Annotated in this window: 13 protein-coding genes and 1 pseudogene; 13 read left to right on the plus strand and 1 reads right to left on the minus strand. The window is 70.6% G+C overall.

The window, feature by feature from the left end; genetic code table 11:
- From CR470_RS09370 to CR470_RS39090, 12 genes and pseudogenes are all read left to right on the plus strand, one after another.
- The coding region (locus CR470_RS09370; protein ID WP_179892195.1) for a helix-turn-helix domain-containing protein at positions 1-547 on the plus strand (547 nt) is incomplete at its 5' end.
- 59 nt (positions 548-606) lie between these two features.
- A complete protein-coding gene (locus CR470_RS09375) occupies positions 607-1455 on the plus strand; it encodes a GNAT family N-acetyltransferase (protein ID WP_097867106.1) in 849 nt (282 codons plus the stop codon).
- Positions 1456-1537: 82 nt separating this feature from the next.
- On the plus strand, positions 1538-1828 hold the full coding sequence (locus CR470_RS09380; RefSeq protein ID WP_097867107.1) for a hypothetical protein: 291 nt from the start codon (positions 1538-1540) through the stop codon (positions 1826-1828).
- A 173-nt stretch (positions 1829-2001) separates the two neighbouring features.
- Positions 2002-3345, plus strand: coding sequence for a type VII secretion integral membrane protein EccD (eccD, locus tag CR470_RS09385; RefSeq protein ID WP_097867108.1), 1344 nt, complete (start codon positions 2002-2004; stop codon positions 3343-3345).
- Between the two features lie 58 nt (positions 3346-3403).
- Positions 3404-4621, plus strand: a complete 1218-nt coding sequence (locus CR470_RS09390) for a MinD/ParA family ATP-binding protein (protein ID WP_257138527.1) — start codon at positions 3404-3406, stop codon at positions 4619-4621.
- 154 nt (positions 4622-4775) lie between these two features.
- Positions 4776-8768: pseudogene (gene eccCa / locus CR470_RS09395) on the plus strand (type VII secretion protein EccCa).
- Between the two features lie 82 nt (positions 8769-8850).
- Positions 8851-10269, plus strand: coding sequence for a DUF6177 family protein (locus CR470_RS09400; protein WP_097867110.1), 1419 nt, complete (start codon positions 8851-8853; stop codon positions 10267-10269).
- A 169-nt stretch (positions 10270-10438) separates the two neighbouring features.
- Positions 10439-10771, plus strand: a complete 333-nt coding sequence (locus CR470_RS09405; protein WP_097867137.1) for a hypothetical protein — start codon at positions 10439-10441, stop codon at positions 10769-10771.
- Between the two features lie 59 nt (positions 10772-10830).
- Entirely contained in the window at positions 10831-11142 is a 312-nt protein-coding gene (locus CR470_RS09410) for a pore-forming ESAT-6 family protein (protein ID WP_097867111.1), read from the plus strand.
- 77 nt (positions 11143-11219) lie between these two features.
- Entirely contained in the window at positions 11220-11666 is a 447-nt protein-coding gene (locus tag CR470_RS09415) for a DUF6507 family protein (protein ID WP_097867112.1), read from the plus strand.
- Positions 11667-11737: 71 nt separating this feature from the next.
- Positions 11738-14341 carry a hypothetical protein gene (locus CR470_RS09420; protein ID WP_257138528.1) on the plus strand — a complete coding sequence of 868 codons (2604 nt, stop codon included), beginning with the start codon at positions 11738-11740 and terminating at the stop codon, positions 14339-14341.
- Entirely contained in the window at positions 14338-15318 is a 981-nt protein-coding gene (locus CR470_RS39090; protein WP_143663794.1) for a hypothetical protein, read from the plus strand. Before CR470_RS09420 ends, CR470_RS39090 begins: the two co-directional genes overlap by 4 nt.
- A gap of 235 nt (positions 15319-15553) precedes the next feature.
- On the opposite strand, the gene CR470_RS09425 is transcribed toward CR470_RS39090, so the two are convergent.
- Positions 15554-16978: an FG-GAP and VCBS repeat-containing protein gene (locus tag CR470_RS09425; protein WP_097867113.1), complete on the minus strand. Its 1425-nt coding sequence runs from the start codon at positions 16976-16978 to the stop codon at positions 15554-15556.
- Positions 16979-17157: 179 nt separating this feature from the next.
- On the opposite strand from CR470_RS09425, the gene CR470_RS09430 reads away from it, so the two are divergent.
- Positions 17158-18036, plus strand: coding sequence for a class I SAM-dependent methyltransferase (locus CR470_RS09430; RefSeq protein WP_097867114.1), 879 nt, complete (start codon positions 17158-17160; stop codon positions 18034-18036).
- The last annotated feature ends 159 nt before the right edge of the window (positions 18037-18195 follow it).

Here is an 18195-nt window from a genome sequence, read left to right on the forward strand (position 1 = left end):
AGATGTGTATAAGAGACAGTCGCTGGGCACGGCCCTGGTCGACGCGGGGCGCGGGGCCGGTGAGGCGGTCCGGCTGCTGCTGCCGGTCGGCGGGGAGCCGCTGAACGACGATCCTGCGGGGGGTTCACCGCCCCGGCCCACCCGGCTCACCCCGAGGCCCGGCTGGACGCTCGGCGCGTCCGCACCCACCCCCGTCACCGCTCTCGACGCCGCCGATGGCCGGGCGGCCCGCGCCCTGGCCCACGCGTGGGCGACCCGCGCCCCGTTGACGGTGGACGCCCCCACGAGCGGCCTCGCCGCGCTGGTCCCGCCCGAACAGGCGGCCGCCCACGCCCGCGCCCTCCTCGCCCCGCTCACCGCGCCGCTGGCCGACACCCTGCGCTGCTGGCTCTCCCTCCACGGCGGCTGGGACCGTACGGCGGTGGCCCTCGGCGTCCACCGCAACACCGTCCGCCAACGCATCGGGCGGTGCGGGGAGTTGCTGGGCGCCGACCTGGACGACATGGACGTACGGGCGGAGTTGTGGTTCGCGCTGCGGCAGACATGACCACCGTCCCGGGCACAAAAGCCTTCGCGCCTCCGTGGCGCGCTGACTAGTCTCCGCACATGCCCTCACTCGCGCGGCACCGTTTGTCCCCTGCCGACACCGGCCCGGCGCTGCGGGCACTGCGCGCGTGGACACCGCCCGACGCCCCGTCCGGGAGCCTGCACCCCGGGGACGTGGGCTGGCTACTGCGACGGGACGACGCGACCGTCTACCTGTGGACCGACGCACGGGCCTCCTCGCAGGCCGAGGCCGGGTCCGGCGATGCGGCGAAGTCGGCCCCCGTGGCGGTCGGCTTCCTCGACGGCCCCGTGCTGCGGGTGACCGTCGCACCCGGCGCCGACCTCGGGGCGCTCGCGGCGGATGCCGAGGAGCTGCTCGTACCCGGCAACGACGCGACCGACGGCCTGCCCGTGCCCGGCTGGGAACCGGACACGGAGGAGCCCTGGCTCGTCTTCTCCTGGACCCCGGAGCCGGTGTCGAGCCGCGCCGTGCGGGTCGGCGAGTCCGACCTCGCCGACCGGGCGCTGGTGCACCGAGCCGCCTTCGCGGGATCCACGCTCTCCGTCGACCACTGGCGCAGGATGACGGAGTCCCCCGCGGGCCACCTGGCCGTGGAGACGCTCGTCCGCACGCCCGCCGGCGAGCCCGCCGCCGCCGCGACCGGCTGGTTCGGGGGCGCGGGCAGGTGCGGCCTGCTCGAACCGGTCGGCACGCATCAGGACCACCGCGGACACGGTTACGGGCGCGACGCCGTACGGGGCGCGTGCGCGGCACTCGCCGACCTGGGCGCGAGCGCGGTGGCCGTTCTGACGCCGGCCAAGAACGAGGCGGCGGCAGCGCTTTACCGATCGGCCGGATTCACCCTCGTACGCGAGAACCACGACTGGACGCGCCCCGGCCGGGGCTGAACACCGCTTCCCTCACGTCCCGTCCCCTGGTGTGTACTCCACGACCGTCCCTCGGTATGTTGCAGTGGCAAAGGGGGATCGTGTGGCACGGGATTACGACAGTCAACTGCTGGAATCGGTAGGGGTACGCCGCCGCAGGATGCGAGACGCCCTGCTCTTCGGCGTGGGGCGCGCACGGCGCACCGCCGACGAGCGGCTCGGGAAGGTATTCGCGGGCATCGCCATCACCGCCGTGCTCTGCGCCGGGTGCGTCGGCTGGTCCTTCCTCCAGCACACACTGGACAAACAGAAGGCCGAGCAGGAGAAACAGCAGCGGCAGGCGCAGCGGTACGAACTGTCGGCGCGCTCTTCCAGCCCGGAGAAGGGCCGCTGATCAACTCCGGCCGAGAAACGATGAAGTGGCCGGAAATTCACCAGGCGCGCACGTATCGCAGTCGATATTTCGCCGAACTCGGAAATGCGCCGACCACGCCATGCACTATGCCTCATTGGACCGAAATCTCGGAACATCACGATGATAGGTTTCCGTAAGTGGTGAGCACAGCAATGACGTCCCGATCGGAACTGAGCCGGGTGACCCTGGTCGGTGAGCGGCGCCGGGCCGACATCGTGCTGCCCTCGGACACGCCCATCGGTCAACTGCTGCCGGACATGCTTCAGTTGCTGGACGACCGGGCGGCATCGCGGCCCTTGACCCGGCAGTTGATCACCTCCGACGGTTCGGCTCTGCCGCACGACAGCACGCTCGCCTCGGCCGGTGTCAGCGACGGCGCCGTGCTGCGCCTGGTCAGGACCCACGCGGCTCCGCCCGCCCCGGTGGTCCACGACGTCACGGACCAGGTGGCCGACAGTCTCGACCTGCAGGCCTGGCGCTGGCGTCCGGCCGCTCGCAGGGTCACCGCCGGGACGTCGACCGTGGCCTTCGCGGTGATCGCCGCCCTGTTGGCCCGGCGCGAATTCCCGCTCGGCACCCTGGCCGTCGCGCTGGCGGTCGCCACCGTCGTCCTTCTGGTGGGCGGCGCGCTGTGCGCCCGGATCGGAACGGGCAACCGCGGCCTGGCGACCGCGCTGCTGTTCGTCTCGGGCGGCCTCGGCGTTCTCACGGCCTGGACCGCCGCCGACACATACGGCTGGTCGGGGCCGGCCCGGCTCGCCGCGGTGGCGACGGCGGTGGCCCTGGCCCTGCTGCTGCTCGGCTTCTTCTCGCCGCTCGGCCGCGGCGGCCTGATCGGTGCGGCCGCCACTGCCGCCGTCACGGCGGTGTGGGAGGCCGTCGCCGCCGTGGAACCGGATCCGGCCCGACTGGGCGCCGTGATGGCGGTGTTCTCCGTCGTGCTGCTCGGCATGCTGCCGCGGCTCGCACTGATGGTCTCCGGCCTCACCGCGCTCGACGACCGACGGTCGGGCGGGGCGTCGGTCAGCCGCCACAACGTGGCCGACGCGCTGGCCGCCACGCACCGCGGGCTCGCCCTCGCCACCGTGGTCACCGCGGCGTCGGCGACGGCGGCGGGCTGGCTCCTCACCCTGACCGCGCGGCCGACCGTGTGGACGGTGCTCCTGCCCTCGCTGGTGGCGGTGGTGCTGCTGTCGAGGGCTCGCGCGTTCCCCCTGGTGGCCGAGGTGGTGGCCCTGTTCGCCGCCGCGGCGGTGCTTCTCGTACGCCTCGTGATGCTGTGGATGGAGCAGGCGTCCGGGGACGCGGGGCCCGTTGTCGTCCTCGGCGTGGCGGCGCTGCTGCCCCTGCTCGCCCTGGCGGTGGAGCCTCCCGAGCATGTACGGGTGAGGCTGCGGCGCACCGCCGATCTGGTCGAGTCCATCGGCATGGTGGGGCTGTTCCCGCTCGCCATCGGCGTGTTCGGCATGTACGGCCAGTTGCTCGACAAGTTCTGACATGCATGCACGGGCGGCTCCGGGCGGGGCACCGGAGCGGAGGAGAAGGGGGGCAGACATGCCGAACGCGGAGAACTGGCAGGGTGATGTGCTGCGCGACCTGAGGGGAACGCCTCCTCCGCAGGGCGCGCCCAGCCACGGTGCGGGGCAGAGCAACCCTCCGGCACAGGAACGGCGGCAGCCTCCGCAGGAGCAACCGCAGCCGCGTACGGGTGGGCGGGCACCGAGCCCGGACACCTCCGCGTCGCCTGCTGTGTCGCCCGCTCCTTCGCCTGCCGCTCCCTCGTCCGCCGCTCCCCCTGCCGCCGCTCCTCCTCCCGCCGCTCCTCCGGCACGTGCGCGACGGCCCGCCCGCTCCCCCGACTCACGGCCCGTGGTCGACAGCGCGCTGTCCGGTACGGTCCGCCGCCCCCGGCAGGGTGAGCCGCCGGCCACGCGGGTCTCGCGTGCGGTACGCCGGCTCGTCTCCTCGTCGGCGGCCCGCGAGGTCGCCGAGATCACCCGCACCGCCGAGCGCATCCAGCAGCCGGTGACGACCGGCCGGCAGATCGCCGTCACCTCCATCCGGGGCGGCGCCGGCAAGACGACGGTGGCCGCCCTGCTCGGCACGGCGTACGCGCACTACCGCCAGGACCCGGTCCTCCTCGTCGAGGCCGATCCGGCGCTCGGCTCGCTTCCCCTGCGTCTCGGCGCGGAGACGCTGCGCTGGACGACCGCCGACCTGGCGGACATCGTGGAGCCGCAGATGTCGCTGCTCGACGTCACCGGCTATCTCGTCCAGCTCCCCGACAACGCCTGGCTGCTGCCCGGCAGTCAGGGCCGGATCGGGGCGATGCTGGACACGGCGGCGTACGAGCGGGTGATGGTCGCGCTCCGCAGGTACTTCGGGGTGACCGTGGTCGACTGCGAGACGCTGCCCGCCGAGGTCGCCCGGGTCGCGCTCTCCGCCGCCCAGGCCCGGGTACTGGCCGCCCCCGCCACGCTGGACGGCATCACCAGCACGTACGCGGTCCTCCAGTGGATGCAGGGGCTGCCCCGCCACCTGATCGCCGGGACCGTGGTGGCGCTCACCAGCACGACGCCGCGCCCCGGGATCGATGTGGAGGCCGCCGCCGAGAAGCTCCGGTCCACCGGCGCGACCGTCCACGTACTGCCCCACGACCGGCATCTGGCGGCAGGCGGAGCCCTCCGCACCGAACTGCTCGCCCGGCCGACGCGACTGGCCGCCACCCGGCTGGCGGCCGAGGTCTTCCAGTTCTCCCAGAAGCGCCGGTGACCTCGGTGCGACGCATCGCCACAACAAGAACCACGGCCACGACCACGGCCACGGCTTCCGCCACAACCAAGGCCACCGCTGCCGGCACTTCCGCCACTTCCGCCACTTCCGCCACTTCCGCCACTTCCGCCACCGCGAACGCCGGACCACGCCGATGAGCACCCGCCTGATCCACCGCCCCGCCCGGACCACCCGCCCGCCGGCCGCGCCCGCGCCCCGCACCATCGAGGCCCCGCCCAACCTCCCCGAGGGGAAGGCGGGCAACATCGCGATGTCGCTGCTGCCGGTCGCCGGGGTCATGTCGTCCGTCGTGATGATGACGGTCGTCCGCAACAGCCAGTTCGCCGCCCTGGGCGCGATCATTCTCGTGGTCACCGTCATCGGCTCCGTGGCGCTGCTCTTCTCGCAGCGGGGCAAGGCCCAGCGCACTCGACGCACCCAGCGCGAGGCGTATCTCGCCTATGTGGAGGACCTGCGGGAGGAGTTGTCGGGCGAGGAGCGCGAGCGACGCGAGCGCGCCGATGTCCTGAACCCCCCGCCGTACGCCCTGTACGACATCGTGCGGGACCCGGCGCGCCTCTGGGAGCGGCGCAGGGTCGACGACGACTTCCTGCGGGTGCGGGTCGGCACCGGCGAGATGCCCGTACGGGATCTGGGGATCGCCGAGCCGGGTTCGACGGTGCTCACTCCGCCCGACCTGTTCATGCTCAACGAGGCGTCGGCGCTGGTGAACCGGTTCCGCAACGGCACCGAACTGCCGCTCACCGTCCCGCTGGACCGGATCGGCAACGTCAGTGTGATCGGCCCCCGCGAGGACTGTCTGCGGGTGGCCCGCGCGCTGCTGGTCCAGACGGCCGCCCTGCACGCACCCGACGACGTGGCCATCGCGGTCGCGGCGCCGGGGGACCGCGTGGCCGACTGGGAATGGGCCAAGTGGCTGCCGCACCTGCTCGACACCGAGCAGTTCGACGGGCCCGTGGCCGCCCGCCGTATCGCCCCCTCCGCCCCGCAGCTCGCGCGGCAGATCGGGGCGGAGCTGCGCCGTCGGGCCTCATACGCGGCCGAGGTCCGGCGGGGCCTGGCCGGACGGGACGCGCTGTCCATGAACTCCCGGCTGCTCGTCGTCACCGACGGGCACGGCGAGGACGCCGTGGAGCTGCCGCGCCCGGACGACGCCGTCGGCCTGCGCGAGATGGGCGTCACCGTGCTGCATCTGCTGGAGCGACGGGTGCAGGAGCCGGGCCACGTCAGCGTACGGATCACGGTCGACGGCACGGACGTGACCATCGAGGACCTGCGGACGCCGGAGCCCGTGAAGGCGCACGGCACGGTGGACGAGACGGGCGTCCCGTTCGCCGAGGGGCTGGCCCGCATGCTCGCGCCGCTGCGGCTGTCCGCCGAATCCCTGGTCGATGCCCCACTCTCCGGGCCGGTGGAGTTCGCGGCGATGCTCGGCATCGACGACGTGGCCCGGCTCGATCTGGACCGACTGTGGGCGCCGCGCGGCGAGCGCGCGTTCCTGCGCGTCCCGATCGGCATCACCGACTCCCACGAGCCGGTGCTGCTGGACCTCAAGGAGTCCTCGGAGCTAGGGATGGGCCCGCACGGTCTGTGCGTGGGCGCGACCGGCTCGGGCAAGTCGGAGCTGCTGCGCACCCTGGTCCTCGCCCTGGTGGCCACCCATCCGCCGGAGGACCTGGCGCTCGTGCTGGTCGACTACAAGGGCGGGGCGACGTTCGCGCCGTTCGCCGGTCTGCCGCACGTGGCCGGGGTCATCACCAACCTGGAGAACCAGGCGGGGCTCGTCGAACGGGTCCACGCCTCCCTCGCCGGTGAGGTCAAGCGCCGCCAGCAGGCGCTCAAGGACGCGGGGAACGTCGCGGACATCGGGGACTACGCGGCTCTGCGTGCCGAGAAGCGGCCGGATCTGGATCCCCTGCCGCACCTGTTCGTGGTGATCGACGAGTTCGGTGAACTGCTCACCGCGAAGCCGGACTTCATCGACCTGTTCCTCTCCGTCGGACGGATCGGCCGCTCCATCGGCGTGCATCTGCTGCTTTCCAGCCAGCGCATCGAGGGCGGCAAGCTGAAGGGCCTGGACACCTACCTCTCCTACCGTCTCGGCCTGCGGACCTTCTCCGCCGACGAGTCCCGCACCGTCCTGGACACGACGGACGCCTTCCACCTGCCTCCGCTGCCCGGCTTCGGCTATCTGAAGGTCGACACGAGCCACTACGCCCGGTTCAAGGCGGGCTATGTCTCGGGCGGCTATCGCGGTCCGGTCCGCGTCGCCGACGAGGAGGAGACCGGCCCGCTGGCACTGCCGTACGAGGCGTTCAACACCCTGGCAGGACCGGACGAGGCGCGACAGTCCGCAGCACCGGCATCCCGTCGCCGCGAGACGGGCCCGACCGAACTGGGCGTCATGGTTGCCCAGTTGACCGGATCGGCACCGCCCGTACGGAGCATCTGGCTGCCGCCCCTGCCGACGGTCACCGCGCTGGACACCATCGCCGGTCCGCTGGACATCGGACCGCGCGGGATGCGGCTGACCGGAGCGGTCGCGGACGGACACCGGAGGCCTCTCCGCGTTCCCGTCGGCCTGATCGACGACCCGGCCAAGCAGTGGCAGGGGCAGTGGTTCCTGGACCTCACGACGGCGGGCGGCCACGCGGCGGTGATCGGCGGGCCTCAGTCGGGCAAGACGACGCTGCTGCGCACGCTCGTGCTCTCCGTCGCGCTCACCCACACCCCGCGCGAGATCGGCGTATACGGACTGGATCTGGTCGGCGGCGGTCTCCAGGCGCTTTCGGGTCTGCCGCACGTGGGCGGTATCGCGGGCCGCGCCGACCGGGAACGGGCAGCCCGCACCGTCGAGGAGGTCCGGACGATGCTCGCGCTGCGCGAGGACCTCTTCCGCGAGCACGGCATCGACTCGGTCGAGCAACTGCGCACCCTGCACGCGGCCGGCCGGCTGCCCGAACTCGCGTCGGCCGAAATTCTCCTCGTCATCGACGGATTCGGCGCGCTCCGCGACGACTTCGACGAGCTGGACGACGCGATCGCCGACATCCTCAAGCGCGGCGGCGGCTAAGGCATCCACGTCGTCGCGGGCATGCTGCGCTGGAACGACGTACGCATCGCCATCCAGTCCAACTTCGGCACCCGCGTCGAACTGCGCCTCAACGACCCCGGCGAGTCCAGCATCGACCGCAAGCTCGCCGAGACCCTGTCGCCCGACGAGCCCGGGCGCGTCCTCACCGACGGAAAGCTCTTCGCCCAGGTGGCGCTCCCCCGTACGGACGGGATCGCCGACACGGCGGACCTCGGCGCGGTCCTGGAGCGCACGGCCCGTACGGTCCGGGCCACCTGGAGCGGCGAAGTGGCGCAGCCGGTACGGGTATTGCCACACCTTCTGGAGCCGCTCGCGCTGCCGGGCCCGGCAGCCGAGCCCACGCGCGTACCGATCGGGCTCGACCAGACGGCGCTCGCGCCCGTACTGCTCGACCTGTTCCAGCACGATCAGCACCTGCTGGTGCTGGGGGACAGTGAATGCGGCAAGACGAACCTGCTGCGGACCGTCGCCCACGGCCTCATCGACCGGTACGGCGACGACGAGTTGGTGTTCGCCGTGATGGACCCGCGGCGCTCCTTGCGCGGTGCGGTCCCGGAGGAGTTCAACGGGGGATACGCGTACAACTCCAAGCTGTGCGCCGGGCTTTCGGCGGGCATCGCCACCGAGTTGGAGAAGCGCCTGCCCGACGAGAACGCCCGCCTGGAGGACCTGGAGCCCGGCAACTGGGGCACGGGCCCGCGCATTGTCGTCCTCGTCGACGACTACGACGTCCTCACGACGGCCGGGCAGTCCCCGCTGTCGGCGTTCCTCCCGTACATCCCCTCGGCGGTCGACATCGGCCTTCACTTCGTCCTGACGCGCCGGGTCGCCGGTGCCTCACGGGGCATGTACGAGCCGCTGGTGCAGGGCCTGCGGGAGTCGGGGGCCTCTGCGCTCCTGATGGCGGGCGACCGCAGCGAGGGCCAGCTGTTCCCCGGCGTGTACGCCTCCCAACAGGCGCCCGGGCGAGGTGTTTTCGTCCGCCGGGGCCAGCCGAACCGCCTGATCCAGACGGTGTACGCGCCGACGTGAGACCCCTCGGCGCAGAACAGCGCCCGCCCGTGCACGCCCACCGCCGAACAGCGAAGGACCGGAAGGACCGGACGACCACTCCATGACCAAGGACGTCATCGCTCTCACACCCCGTATGCCCGACCCGTGGGCCGTACTGGCGGGGCTGCTCTCCGGCGGCCCGGACAAGCTGGTGGGCACCCGGGGCGAGGGCGCGGTGATCCAGCTCTGCGACGCACAGGGCCGCCCGCTCGTCTCCGTGGAGGCGCCGCTGCTGGTCTCCGTGGAGGGCGAGGCCGAACGGCTGCTCGGGACCACGGCGCCACCGGTCCCGTACTGGTGGACGGAGGCCCGCGCCACCACGGGCGTCGCGGAGGCGGAGCAGCTCGCGGGCGCCTTCGCGACCCGGATCGCCGCGTTGGTGGGCGGCTCGGCCTGGCCGCCGGACGCGGCCGGGTCACTCGCCGTGGTGAAGACCGACGGCGTGAGCGTCGCGCCGGAAGCCGCCGCCGCGCAGCCCGCCATCGACGTGCTCACCGAAAAGGTCGCGGTCGTCATCCAGGACCGCCCGGTGGTGGCGATGACGGCCTGGCTGTCCGACGCCTTACGCGCGGCGGCGGAGGCGGGCCTCGGCCTCCAGATCGTCAGCCCGGCGGGCGCCACCCTCTCCCCCGCCGTACGGGACGCGCTGGGCGGCTGGCCGTCCCGCTGGATCGTCCAGGACGACCGGGACGGCTACTACGACGGTCTGACGGGAGCCGTACTGCGCTGGCAGGACGGCGCGTTCGACCCGGTCCGCTCCCCCGACGCCACGGAGGACGACCCGCGCACCCCGGTGGCGGCCGTCTACCAGGTGGTCCACGACGCCGGTGACCGCCAACTGGGCCTGACCTTCCGCATGGTGCACCCGGCGGACGAGCGGCTGATGCTGGGCGGCGGCCTGGAGACGGTGTGGCGGGAGCTGACGGGCGAACCGCCGGCCGGCTGGGGCACTTCCGAACCGGCGAACCTCCCCTGGTCCCCCGCCCGCCTGACCGATGTCGCGTACGAGCGGGCGCCGGAGCCCACGTGGTTCGTCGTGGTCGGGAACCGCTCGCGACCGGGCATCGCGACCGTCCGCGTCACCCGGACGAAGGCGGGCGTGGAGGAGGAGGTCACGCTCGCGTTCGGCTACGGCGCCGACGAGGAACCTCCGCTGGACGCCCTGCCCGCGGCCGCCGAGGCGCTCGCCACGCGCCACCGCCTCCAGTCGATGGTCGTACAACTGCGCAGAGCGCGCCGCGATGTGGCCGTACCGCCCCGCTTCGAGGGCCCGGGGGTCCCGCTGGCCTTCGTGCTGGGCGCGGAGGAGGTCCGCGCGATGCCGGGAGACCGGGCGCGACGCACGCCGCTGGCCGAGCAGCCGGTGCGGCTCGGCCCGAGAACGAGGCCGGCGCTGTACTACCCGCTGCCGGGGGACCCTTCGGATCTGGCGGGGTGGCGGGAGTTCGAGAGGCTGATGCGGCACCTCAAAGGGGCGTAGGGACTTCCCGGGCCCTCACTGCAGCATTCTGGCTGATTGCAGATAGCAGGAATGACGCCAGGGTTGGTAAACAGGATGTGCGCACACTTACGCGCACGTACGCGTGCGCCCGTTCGATGTATGCGAAGTATGCGATGCGTTCGATGCGTTCGATGTAACGGGGGATGTCATGAAGTTCGACATGGGGGCGACGGTCCTGTCGAGGCTGTTGTCGGATTCGCAGGGTGCGAGTACGGATCTGGGGACGCTGATCCAGCAGCTGATCGCGGCGGCGGAGCCGTTGGAGGGGAAGTTCAACGGGGCGGGGAAGGTCGCGTTCGACGATTTCAAGACACGTTCGGACGAGATCACGAAGGCGTTGAACGCGTCGTTGTCGGGGATCCTGGGCGGTCAGTCGGGGATGGACGCGGCGTTCGGTTCGGGTGATCAGGAGCAGGACGAGAACGCGAAGTCGCAGATGGCGTCGGCGAATTTCGACGCGGCGCGTTTCGGCGGCCGTTGAAACCGGTCAGGTTGACGGCTCGGCCACACTTTTTTGTCTTACGGGGAGTTGAAGGACTGATGGCGGGCAGCGCGGATCGGCGTTCGTACGACACGGGGGCTTCGACGGAGGTGCAGGCGGCGCTCCAGGTGGTGATCGGCCGCTTGGAGCAGGTGATCACGGCGCGGGACACGCAGGTGAAGGCGGCGATGAACGACTTCGCGGCCGATGGCGTGGCCGATGAGTACCACGGCAAGGAACTGCGGTGGAACGCGACGTCGCAGGAGGTGCGGAACATCATCCGGCTGCTGCGGACGACGTTGGAGAAGAACGACGGCACGGCCGCGCAGACCCTAGCGCGGGCGAAGGCCGCGGTCGACGGCATCGGCTGACCGCCGGGGTGATTCATGAATGCGCCCACCCCGTACGGGGTGGGCCGGTTGTGTTGTGCGTGCGTACGGGGGCGTGAATGGTTGCGTGGGATATCAAACCGCAGGGTGTACAGGGCCAGCTGAAGGTGGTGGGCGGACACGCCGGTGAGCTGGAGGAGGCGCTCAACGCGCTGATGACGCACCTGTCCGAGGCGGCGGAAGCGGCGGGGACCGCCGTGCCGGGGGGCACGGAGGTGGGACAGCCGGCGGGCCCGGTGATTCCGCGCCGGCAGGCCGGCCCGGTCGAGGCGCTCGTGGACACCCCGGCGATGACGGGTCCGGTGGCGGCGGCGCTGGGTGCGTACGTGACGGCGCGGCAGGCGCAGCTGAAGTCGATGTCCGAGCGGATCCAGGCGGCGGTGCTGGGTGCGGCGACGGCGACGAACGAGTACGTGGAGGGTGACCTCGACACCGCGAAGCAGGCGCAGGACGCGGCGAAGGCGGTCCGTCTGGACGTGCTGAAGGAACTGCGGGGTGGGAAGTGAGCGACAAGGAGCCGGTCGACCCGTCCGGCATTCCGGTGTTCACCGGGGATCTGGCGGTGCTGGGCCAGAAGGTGACCGCCCTGGCCGGGGACGGGGAGAACATCGCGTCGGCCGCGGGTGCCATCCACGGCAGTTTCGGCGGTCTGCAGGCCTTCTACAAGGCCCCGGAGGCCGATCAGCTGTTCGCGACGACACGACCGGTCGCGTACCGCGGGGACGCGCTGAAGTGGGACCTGGCGCGGATCACCGGCGCGCTCGGCGCGTATGCGGATGACGCGCAGCCGCTGGTGGCGAAGCTGAAGCGGCTCAAGCGGGAGGCTTCGGCCTTCGTGGACGAGGCGGACGCGGACGACAAGTGGCGCGAGGACGGCGGTCTGGTCGAGGAGAACAACCGTCGCCGCGGGGAGATCGCCGAGACGTGGGCGGCGTTCCAGGCGGCGGAGCGCGCCTGCTACAACAAGATCATCGCGCTGGTGCCCGACGGCAAGCCGCTCAAGACCGACGACGGCTCCGGAGGCAAGGGCACGTACGGGTACGACGCCGAGGTCCTGAAGCAGGCCAAGGGCCTGCCGTGGGGCGACCCGGTCAAGGAGTCCACACCCTGGTGGCAGGTCCACGAACACCTCTACGATTTCGGGAAGGGCTTCGTCGTCGACGGCGTCTGGGCCACGGTCAAGGGTCTGGGCACCCTTGCCGGGTTCGACGGCTGGGACGCCGCGAAACAGGCCTGGACCGGCCTGGGCAACCTCAGCACCGGCGTCATCCTCACCGTCGCCGCACCCCACGTCCTGTGGCTCACCCCGGAGGACAAGCTGCCGGGCTTCGCCCGCGACGCACGCAAGGCGATGACGGAGACCGGCAAGGCCCTCATCGCCTACGACCAGTGGGGCGAGAACCCGGCCCGCGCCGGCGGTGCGGTCACCTTCAACGTCCTGACGACGGTCTTCACCGGCGGCACCGGAGGCGCGGCCTCCGGCGCGGGCAAGGCGGCGATGGCGGCCAAGGCCCTGTCGATCGCGAACAAGGCTGGCCGCTACGCCGACCCGACGACGTACCTCTTCAAGGGCGCGAGCACCGGCCTCACCAAGATCAGCGACGTCATGGCCGGCCTCAAGGGCATGGGCAACGTCGAGATCCCGCCACTGCCGCCGGGCGCGATCACTCTGCCGGACGGCGGGTTCAAACTCGCCGACGGCACCCTGCACCTGCCCGAGGGCGCGACGCTCCCGGACGGCGCGTTCGAGATCCCGAGGAACTCGGTCAAGCTCCCGGACGGCGCGGAGATCCCCGCCGGAGCGATCGACCTGGGCGACGGCGTGGTCCACCTCCCCGAAGGCATGGCCCCGCCCGCAGGCTCCCTGCCGATCCAGGAAGGCGCGCTCAAACTCCCCGAAGGCACCACCGCCCTGCCCGAGGGCACCCTCCGAGGCACCGACAAGGACGGCAACATCGTCCACGTGGACCGCGAGGGCAACATCCTCGGGGAAGACGGCACCCTCAAGCAGCACCACACCGCCGCCCACCGCGAGAACCCGACGGACGGCGCTTCCGTCAGGACGGACGCGGACACCCCCCTCCCCCGCACACCAGCAGAACAGTCGGCCCTGGTCGGCACGGGCACACGCGGCGGCAGCGACACGGTACGGCTGGGCTCGGACCTGGGCGACGCGGGGCGGATCGGCGACGACCTCGGCCGGACGGGCGACAACGCAGCGAGTCCGAACAGGGCACCGGGCGGCACCGCGAACAACCTGCCGACCAACAGCGTGGACAGCTCTCGTCCTACTGGCAGCAATTCAGGCGACGCCGTCAGCCATTCCGCAGGGGCCCGCGACGAGCGTCCCGACGGCCTTGCCGCGCATACGGGGCCGCCTCACCCCGACACACACAGCCCCTCCGGAGGAGCTCACGAGGGCGGCCCCGGAGGAGGTGATCGCCACTCGGGCAACAACCCTGGCTGGCCCAGCGGTGAAACACCCGAGCTGCCGGGGCCTCGGCACGGTGACGGTCCCGTGCCCTCTGGTGAGCCGCAGCCCTTTGAACGCGGAGGTAAGACCGAGAGGAGAATTCGGGAGAACCTGCGAGGCTCAAAGGTGAAGCCAGGCGACCTGGACAAGGCCCTGGCCAACCTGGCAAGCCACCCGGCGGGCGGAGAAATAGCAAATTTGCTCGCCTCGGGTCGGTTCCAAGGCCTTCCGAACTACGACCAGGTTGTATCCAGTTTCACCCAGAAGAACGCCATGTCCGGCGGCATCGAGCAGCTCCGCCTTGGGCGAATGCTGCAGGAGAATGGCGTTGCAGACATCAGCTTCGAGATCAAAAGTGACATAGAAATCAGCCCGGGGGTGATGACCGGCCCGAGAACAGACATGGACGTCATGGCTCGTGCCCACGACGGCAGGATCTACGGATATCAATTCAAAGAAGTTCTGAATCCGAAGAAAGCCGCCAGTAAAATGTGGCAAAACATCGGTCAACTCGCCGACTCCAATGCGGATGTGAAAGTGTACGTAGTTGACACGAAGGGTACTCTCGCGGACATGATGGAATCCGGCATCGAGAAGGACCTGAGCCGGATCCACTCCGAACGCGGCGTGATCGTCGTGCTACGCGTGGAGGATGGAACGCTAATGTATCCGCCGGGCGCGAACTTCATGCCAGGAGGACGACCTTGATCGCCAGCACACCGATCGCTCAATGGAATTGGGGCGACCGCGGTCACGACACCGACTTGATCCACGAGGCGGTCCGCAGGTTTTCGGCCACCCTTGAGGTTCTCGACCGTCACCGTCTCGGAACACCGCACAGGGGTCAGGTTTCCGTCAAGATTCCGGAGCCAGGACACAGGAGCTTCCTAACCCAGCAGGAATACCCAGTCACCAGTGCACTTTTGGACAGCATAAAAGAAAGCGCAAGGACGGGAGACGTCGGCACGGTGGAGATGTTCACATCGTGCGACGGCGTCCTGGAAACAGAAGATGGACCCGTAACGACAGAAGGGCTCTTCACTGTCTCTGTGGACGTATCCGAAAGTTACTTCACTGTAACGCTGGCGACATTTTCAGACGCTTGGATGCAATACGACCTCAAAGGCAAAGAGAACGATTCTCTATTCCGATTGAATCGACCACGCCTCGAGGAGCTCCTGAAAGATATTTCAGTAGCACTAAAAACAGAAGTGGATCCAGACGATCCATCCCGGCTGGGTATCGCTACCGATGAAGGGGTGGAAAACCACTTCGAGGACGATGGATCCGCGTCCAATGTGTGGATTCGCTTCGAGATCCCTCAGCGAAACAGCACTTTCAGCCACACTCCGCCTTTCCAGTCAACGTACAAGCGCGAGGCCACCGGCCGGGTTTCCTACCTTCCCGTGCACGGCGAGAATAAGCTTCTAGGCTACTTGTGGGCATCGGATGCTGAAGGAGCCGCTAGCTTTGAGCCATGCGATGATGCCGATCTAGCCGGATATCATGCAGGTCTGGCATGGCTGGAGAAGCTACATGAAGCTTTCGAGCGTGGCCTGACGCCCTCGGCAGCCCTGGAGAGCTTCAGGGATTCTCCGACTGACAGAACGGCAGGACATATTGCAGGTGAACCACCGACTGCGACGGACGAGTTCTGGGTTCTCCGGAGAATGGCCGGCGAATAAAGCACCTATTGCGGCCCCCATAAGAATCAGGTGGGTCATAGAACTGCGACACAGTCGCGCCCGCGACTCCCATATTCCAAGGGGGATCGGCTCATTCAGGGCGGTCAGACAAGGAGCCGCGGGGCGCTCCTACGTTCGGGAGTGAACGACGCCTGGCGCGAGCGGATGGTCGCAGAGACGCGTCAGAGACTTGCCGGGCACCAGCAGGTGCGCGCTCCAGGCCCCGCAGCGCCCCTCACCCCAGCAAGCCCCCGAAACGGACCGCCGACGGCTTCACGCCCAGGCTCGACTCGCCGAAGGAGACGCTGCCCTTCGTGACCGGGCCCGTGCGGCTGCCCTTGAGGAGCCAGACGCCGCCCTGGCCGGTGTTCTCGCCGGGGGCGGCCAATGCCAGTGTGGCCGGTATGCCCTTGGCGGGGGCCACGACGTGGACCTCGCCGCCGAAGGCGTCGCCGTTCTCGTCGACGCCGGGGACGTTCGCCGTGGACTGGCCGATCACCTTCGTGCCGGCGCCCGTGATGCCCGAGGCGCGGCCCTTGAAGACCAGGACCCCGCCGGCATCCTTGGCCGGGCCCACGTCCTCGCCCGGCAGGCCCACGACGACCTCGCCGTAGCCGTCACCGTCCAGGTCCCCCACCGCGGCGCTCGCGCCCATGGCGTCACCCTTCTCGTCGGCGCCCGGCACTCCGGTGGTGGCCTGGGTGATCCACTTCGGCTTCACGGAGGTGTTCTGGCCCTTGGGGCCTCCGAGGACGACCGCCACCGCGCCGCCCTTGCTCGGGAAGTCCAGGTCGCTGTCCAGGCCGGTGGGCTGCCGGGTGAAGACCAGGTCCGGGTACGCGTCGCCGTTGACCGAGCCGACCGTCACCGAGGAGTGGTCGAGGTACGTCCCCGGCGCGGTGGCGATGGGGGTGCGGGTGAAGCCCGTACCCGTCGACAGGTGGAGCGACCGCCCGCCGCAGTCCGGCTCGTCGTTGCAGCCGGTGCTCACCAGCAGGTCGTCCTTGCCGTCGTTGTTCATGTCCACGGTCTGCACGTCCTCGAAGACGGTGGCGCCGTTGTTCACGGTGAGTGCCGTGCGGGTGCCGCCGACCGAGCCGTCCGCGCCGATGTTCTCGTCCAGGACGACCTTCCCGTCCCATTCGGTGTGGTCGATCCAGGCCGCGTCCGTCCGGCCGTCGCCGTCGAAGTCGCCCACCGCGTACCCCTGGCCCCGGAACTCGACCGCCCGGGTGCCGAGGCCGCTCTTGCCGCCGAACAGGATGACCCGCGGGCCCTTGCCGGCCGAGACCAGCAGGTCGGTGTACCCGTCCCGGTCGATGTCGGCAGGCGTGCCCGTGCCGAAGCGGGCGTTCGCGGCAGCCGTACCGGGGACGCCGGACGTGTTCTGGTTGATCACCCGGTTCCGGGCCGGGCTGATGCCCTTCGCGCCGCCCGGGTAGACCACCAGGTACCCGGCCTTCTTGAGACCGGCCACGGTCCCGTCGGGCACCGAGGCGAACATGTCCGCGTATCCGTCCCCGTTGAAGTCGACCAGCTGGCGCGCGGCGGAGACCTGCGTGGCCGCCACCGCCGTACCGGACACGGCCGGTACGGCGGCTGCCGTGGCCGCGAGCGTCACGAAGATCGCGGAAGCGGTACGGAGTCGAGAAGTCTTCATCGTTGTTCATCCCCCTGATGTGCGCACGTGCTCACTGCTGAGGAAGACCATCCGTACCGTGAATGGTTGTGCACATCGGGAGCCGATCCGATTGCGTACGAGGGTGGCTCCGGCACCATCTTCTTGCGTTATCAGCAAGAAGGCATGCATCTGACGCAAGAGTCCGTACGCTCGATCTCATGGCTCACAAACACCAGCACCAGCACCAGCACCAGCACGGACATGCGGCCCACTCCCACGGCTCCGCCGCGACGCCGAACGGTCTCCCCGAGATCCTCGACCTCGACGCCGCCCTCTTCGCGCCCCACCTGACCGCTCTCACCGGGCGTATCGCCTGCCTGGCCGGTGACGACGTACGGAATATCGTCGACCTCGGCTCGGGCACCGGGACCGGCACGTTCGCCCTGCTGGAGCGGTTCCCGACCGCCCGGGTGACCGCCGTCGACAGCTCCCCCGACATGCTGGAACGGCTCGCCTCAGCGGCGCGGGACCGGGGAGTCGGCGACCGCGTGCACACGCTGGAGGCCGACGCCGGTGCGGGGCTGCCCGGGGTCGTCGACGCCGACCTCGTCTGGGCGTCGGCGTCCCTGCATCACCTGGACGACCCCGCCACCGCCCTGGCCGGTATCCGCGCCGCGCTGCGCCCCGGCGGGCTGCTGGCCGTCGCGGAGGTGGACGGGATGCCGACCTTCCTTCCCGAGGACGGGGAGCCGGGTGCGCTGGAGAACCGCTGCCGGGAGGCCCTCGACGGCCTGCATGCCGAGCAGTTGCCGCACCGGGGAGCCGACTGGGGCTCGCTGCTGGCGGCCGCCGGCTTCTCCGTCGAGCAGGAACGCGCCGAGCCGTGGGAGCTGCGCGCGCCGCTTCCCGAAGGGGCGGGCCGGTACGCCTATCTCGTCTTCGAGCGCATCCGCGGCAACCTGGTCGGGCGCGTCTCACCGGAGGACCTGGCCGCGCTCGACCGGCTCATCGGTGGCGGGCCCGAGGACGTACGTCACCGGGACGACCTCGTCGTACGGTCGACCCGTGAGACGTGGATGGCCCGCCGCCCCGCCTGAGCCGAAGGCGAGCCAGAGAAGCCCCTGACTGCTCACCGCGACGACCGTGCCCGCCGAGACCCGTGCCCGCCGAGACCGCCGCCACGGTCCGCGTCACCGCGGCGTTCACCGCTTCCGCGCCGCATCTGCTCTGTTCCGGTTCGCACTCCCGCCCAAGCC

This window comes from Streptomyces sp. rh34 (assembly GCF_002551245.1).
Lineage (GTDB): Bacteria > Actinomycetota > Actinomycetes > Streptomycetales > Streptomycetaceae > Streptomyces.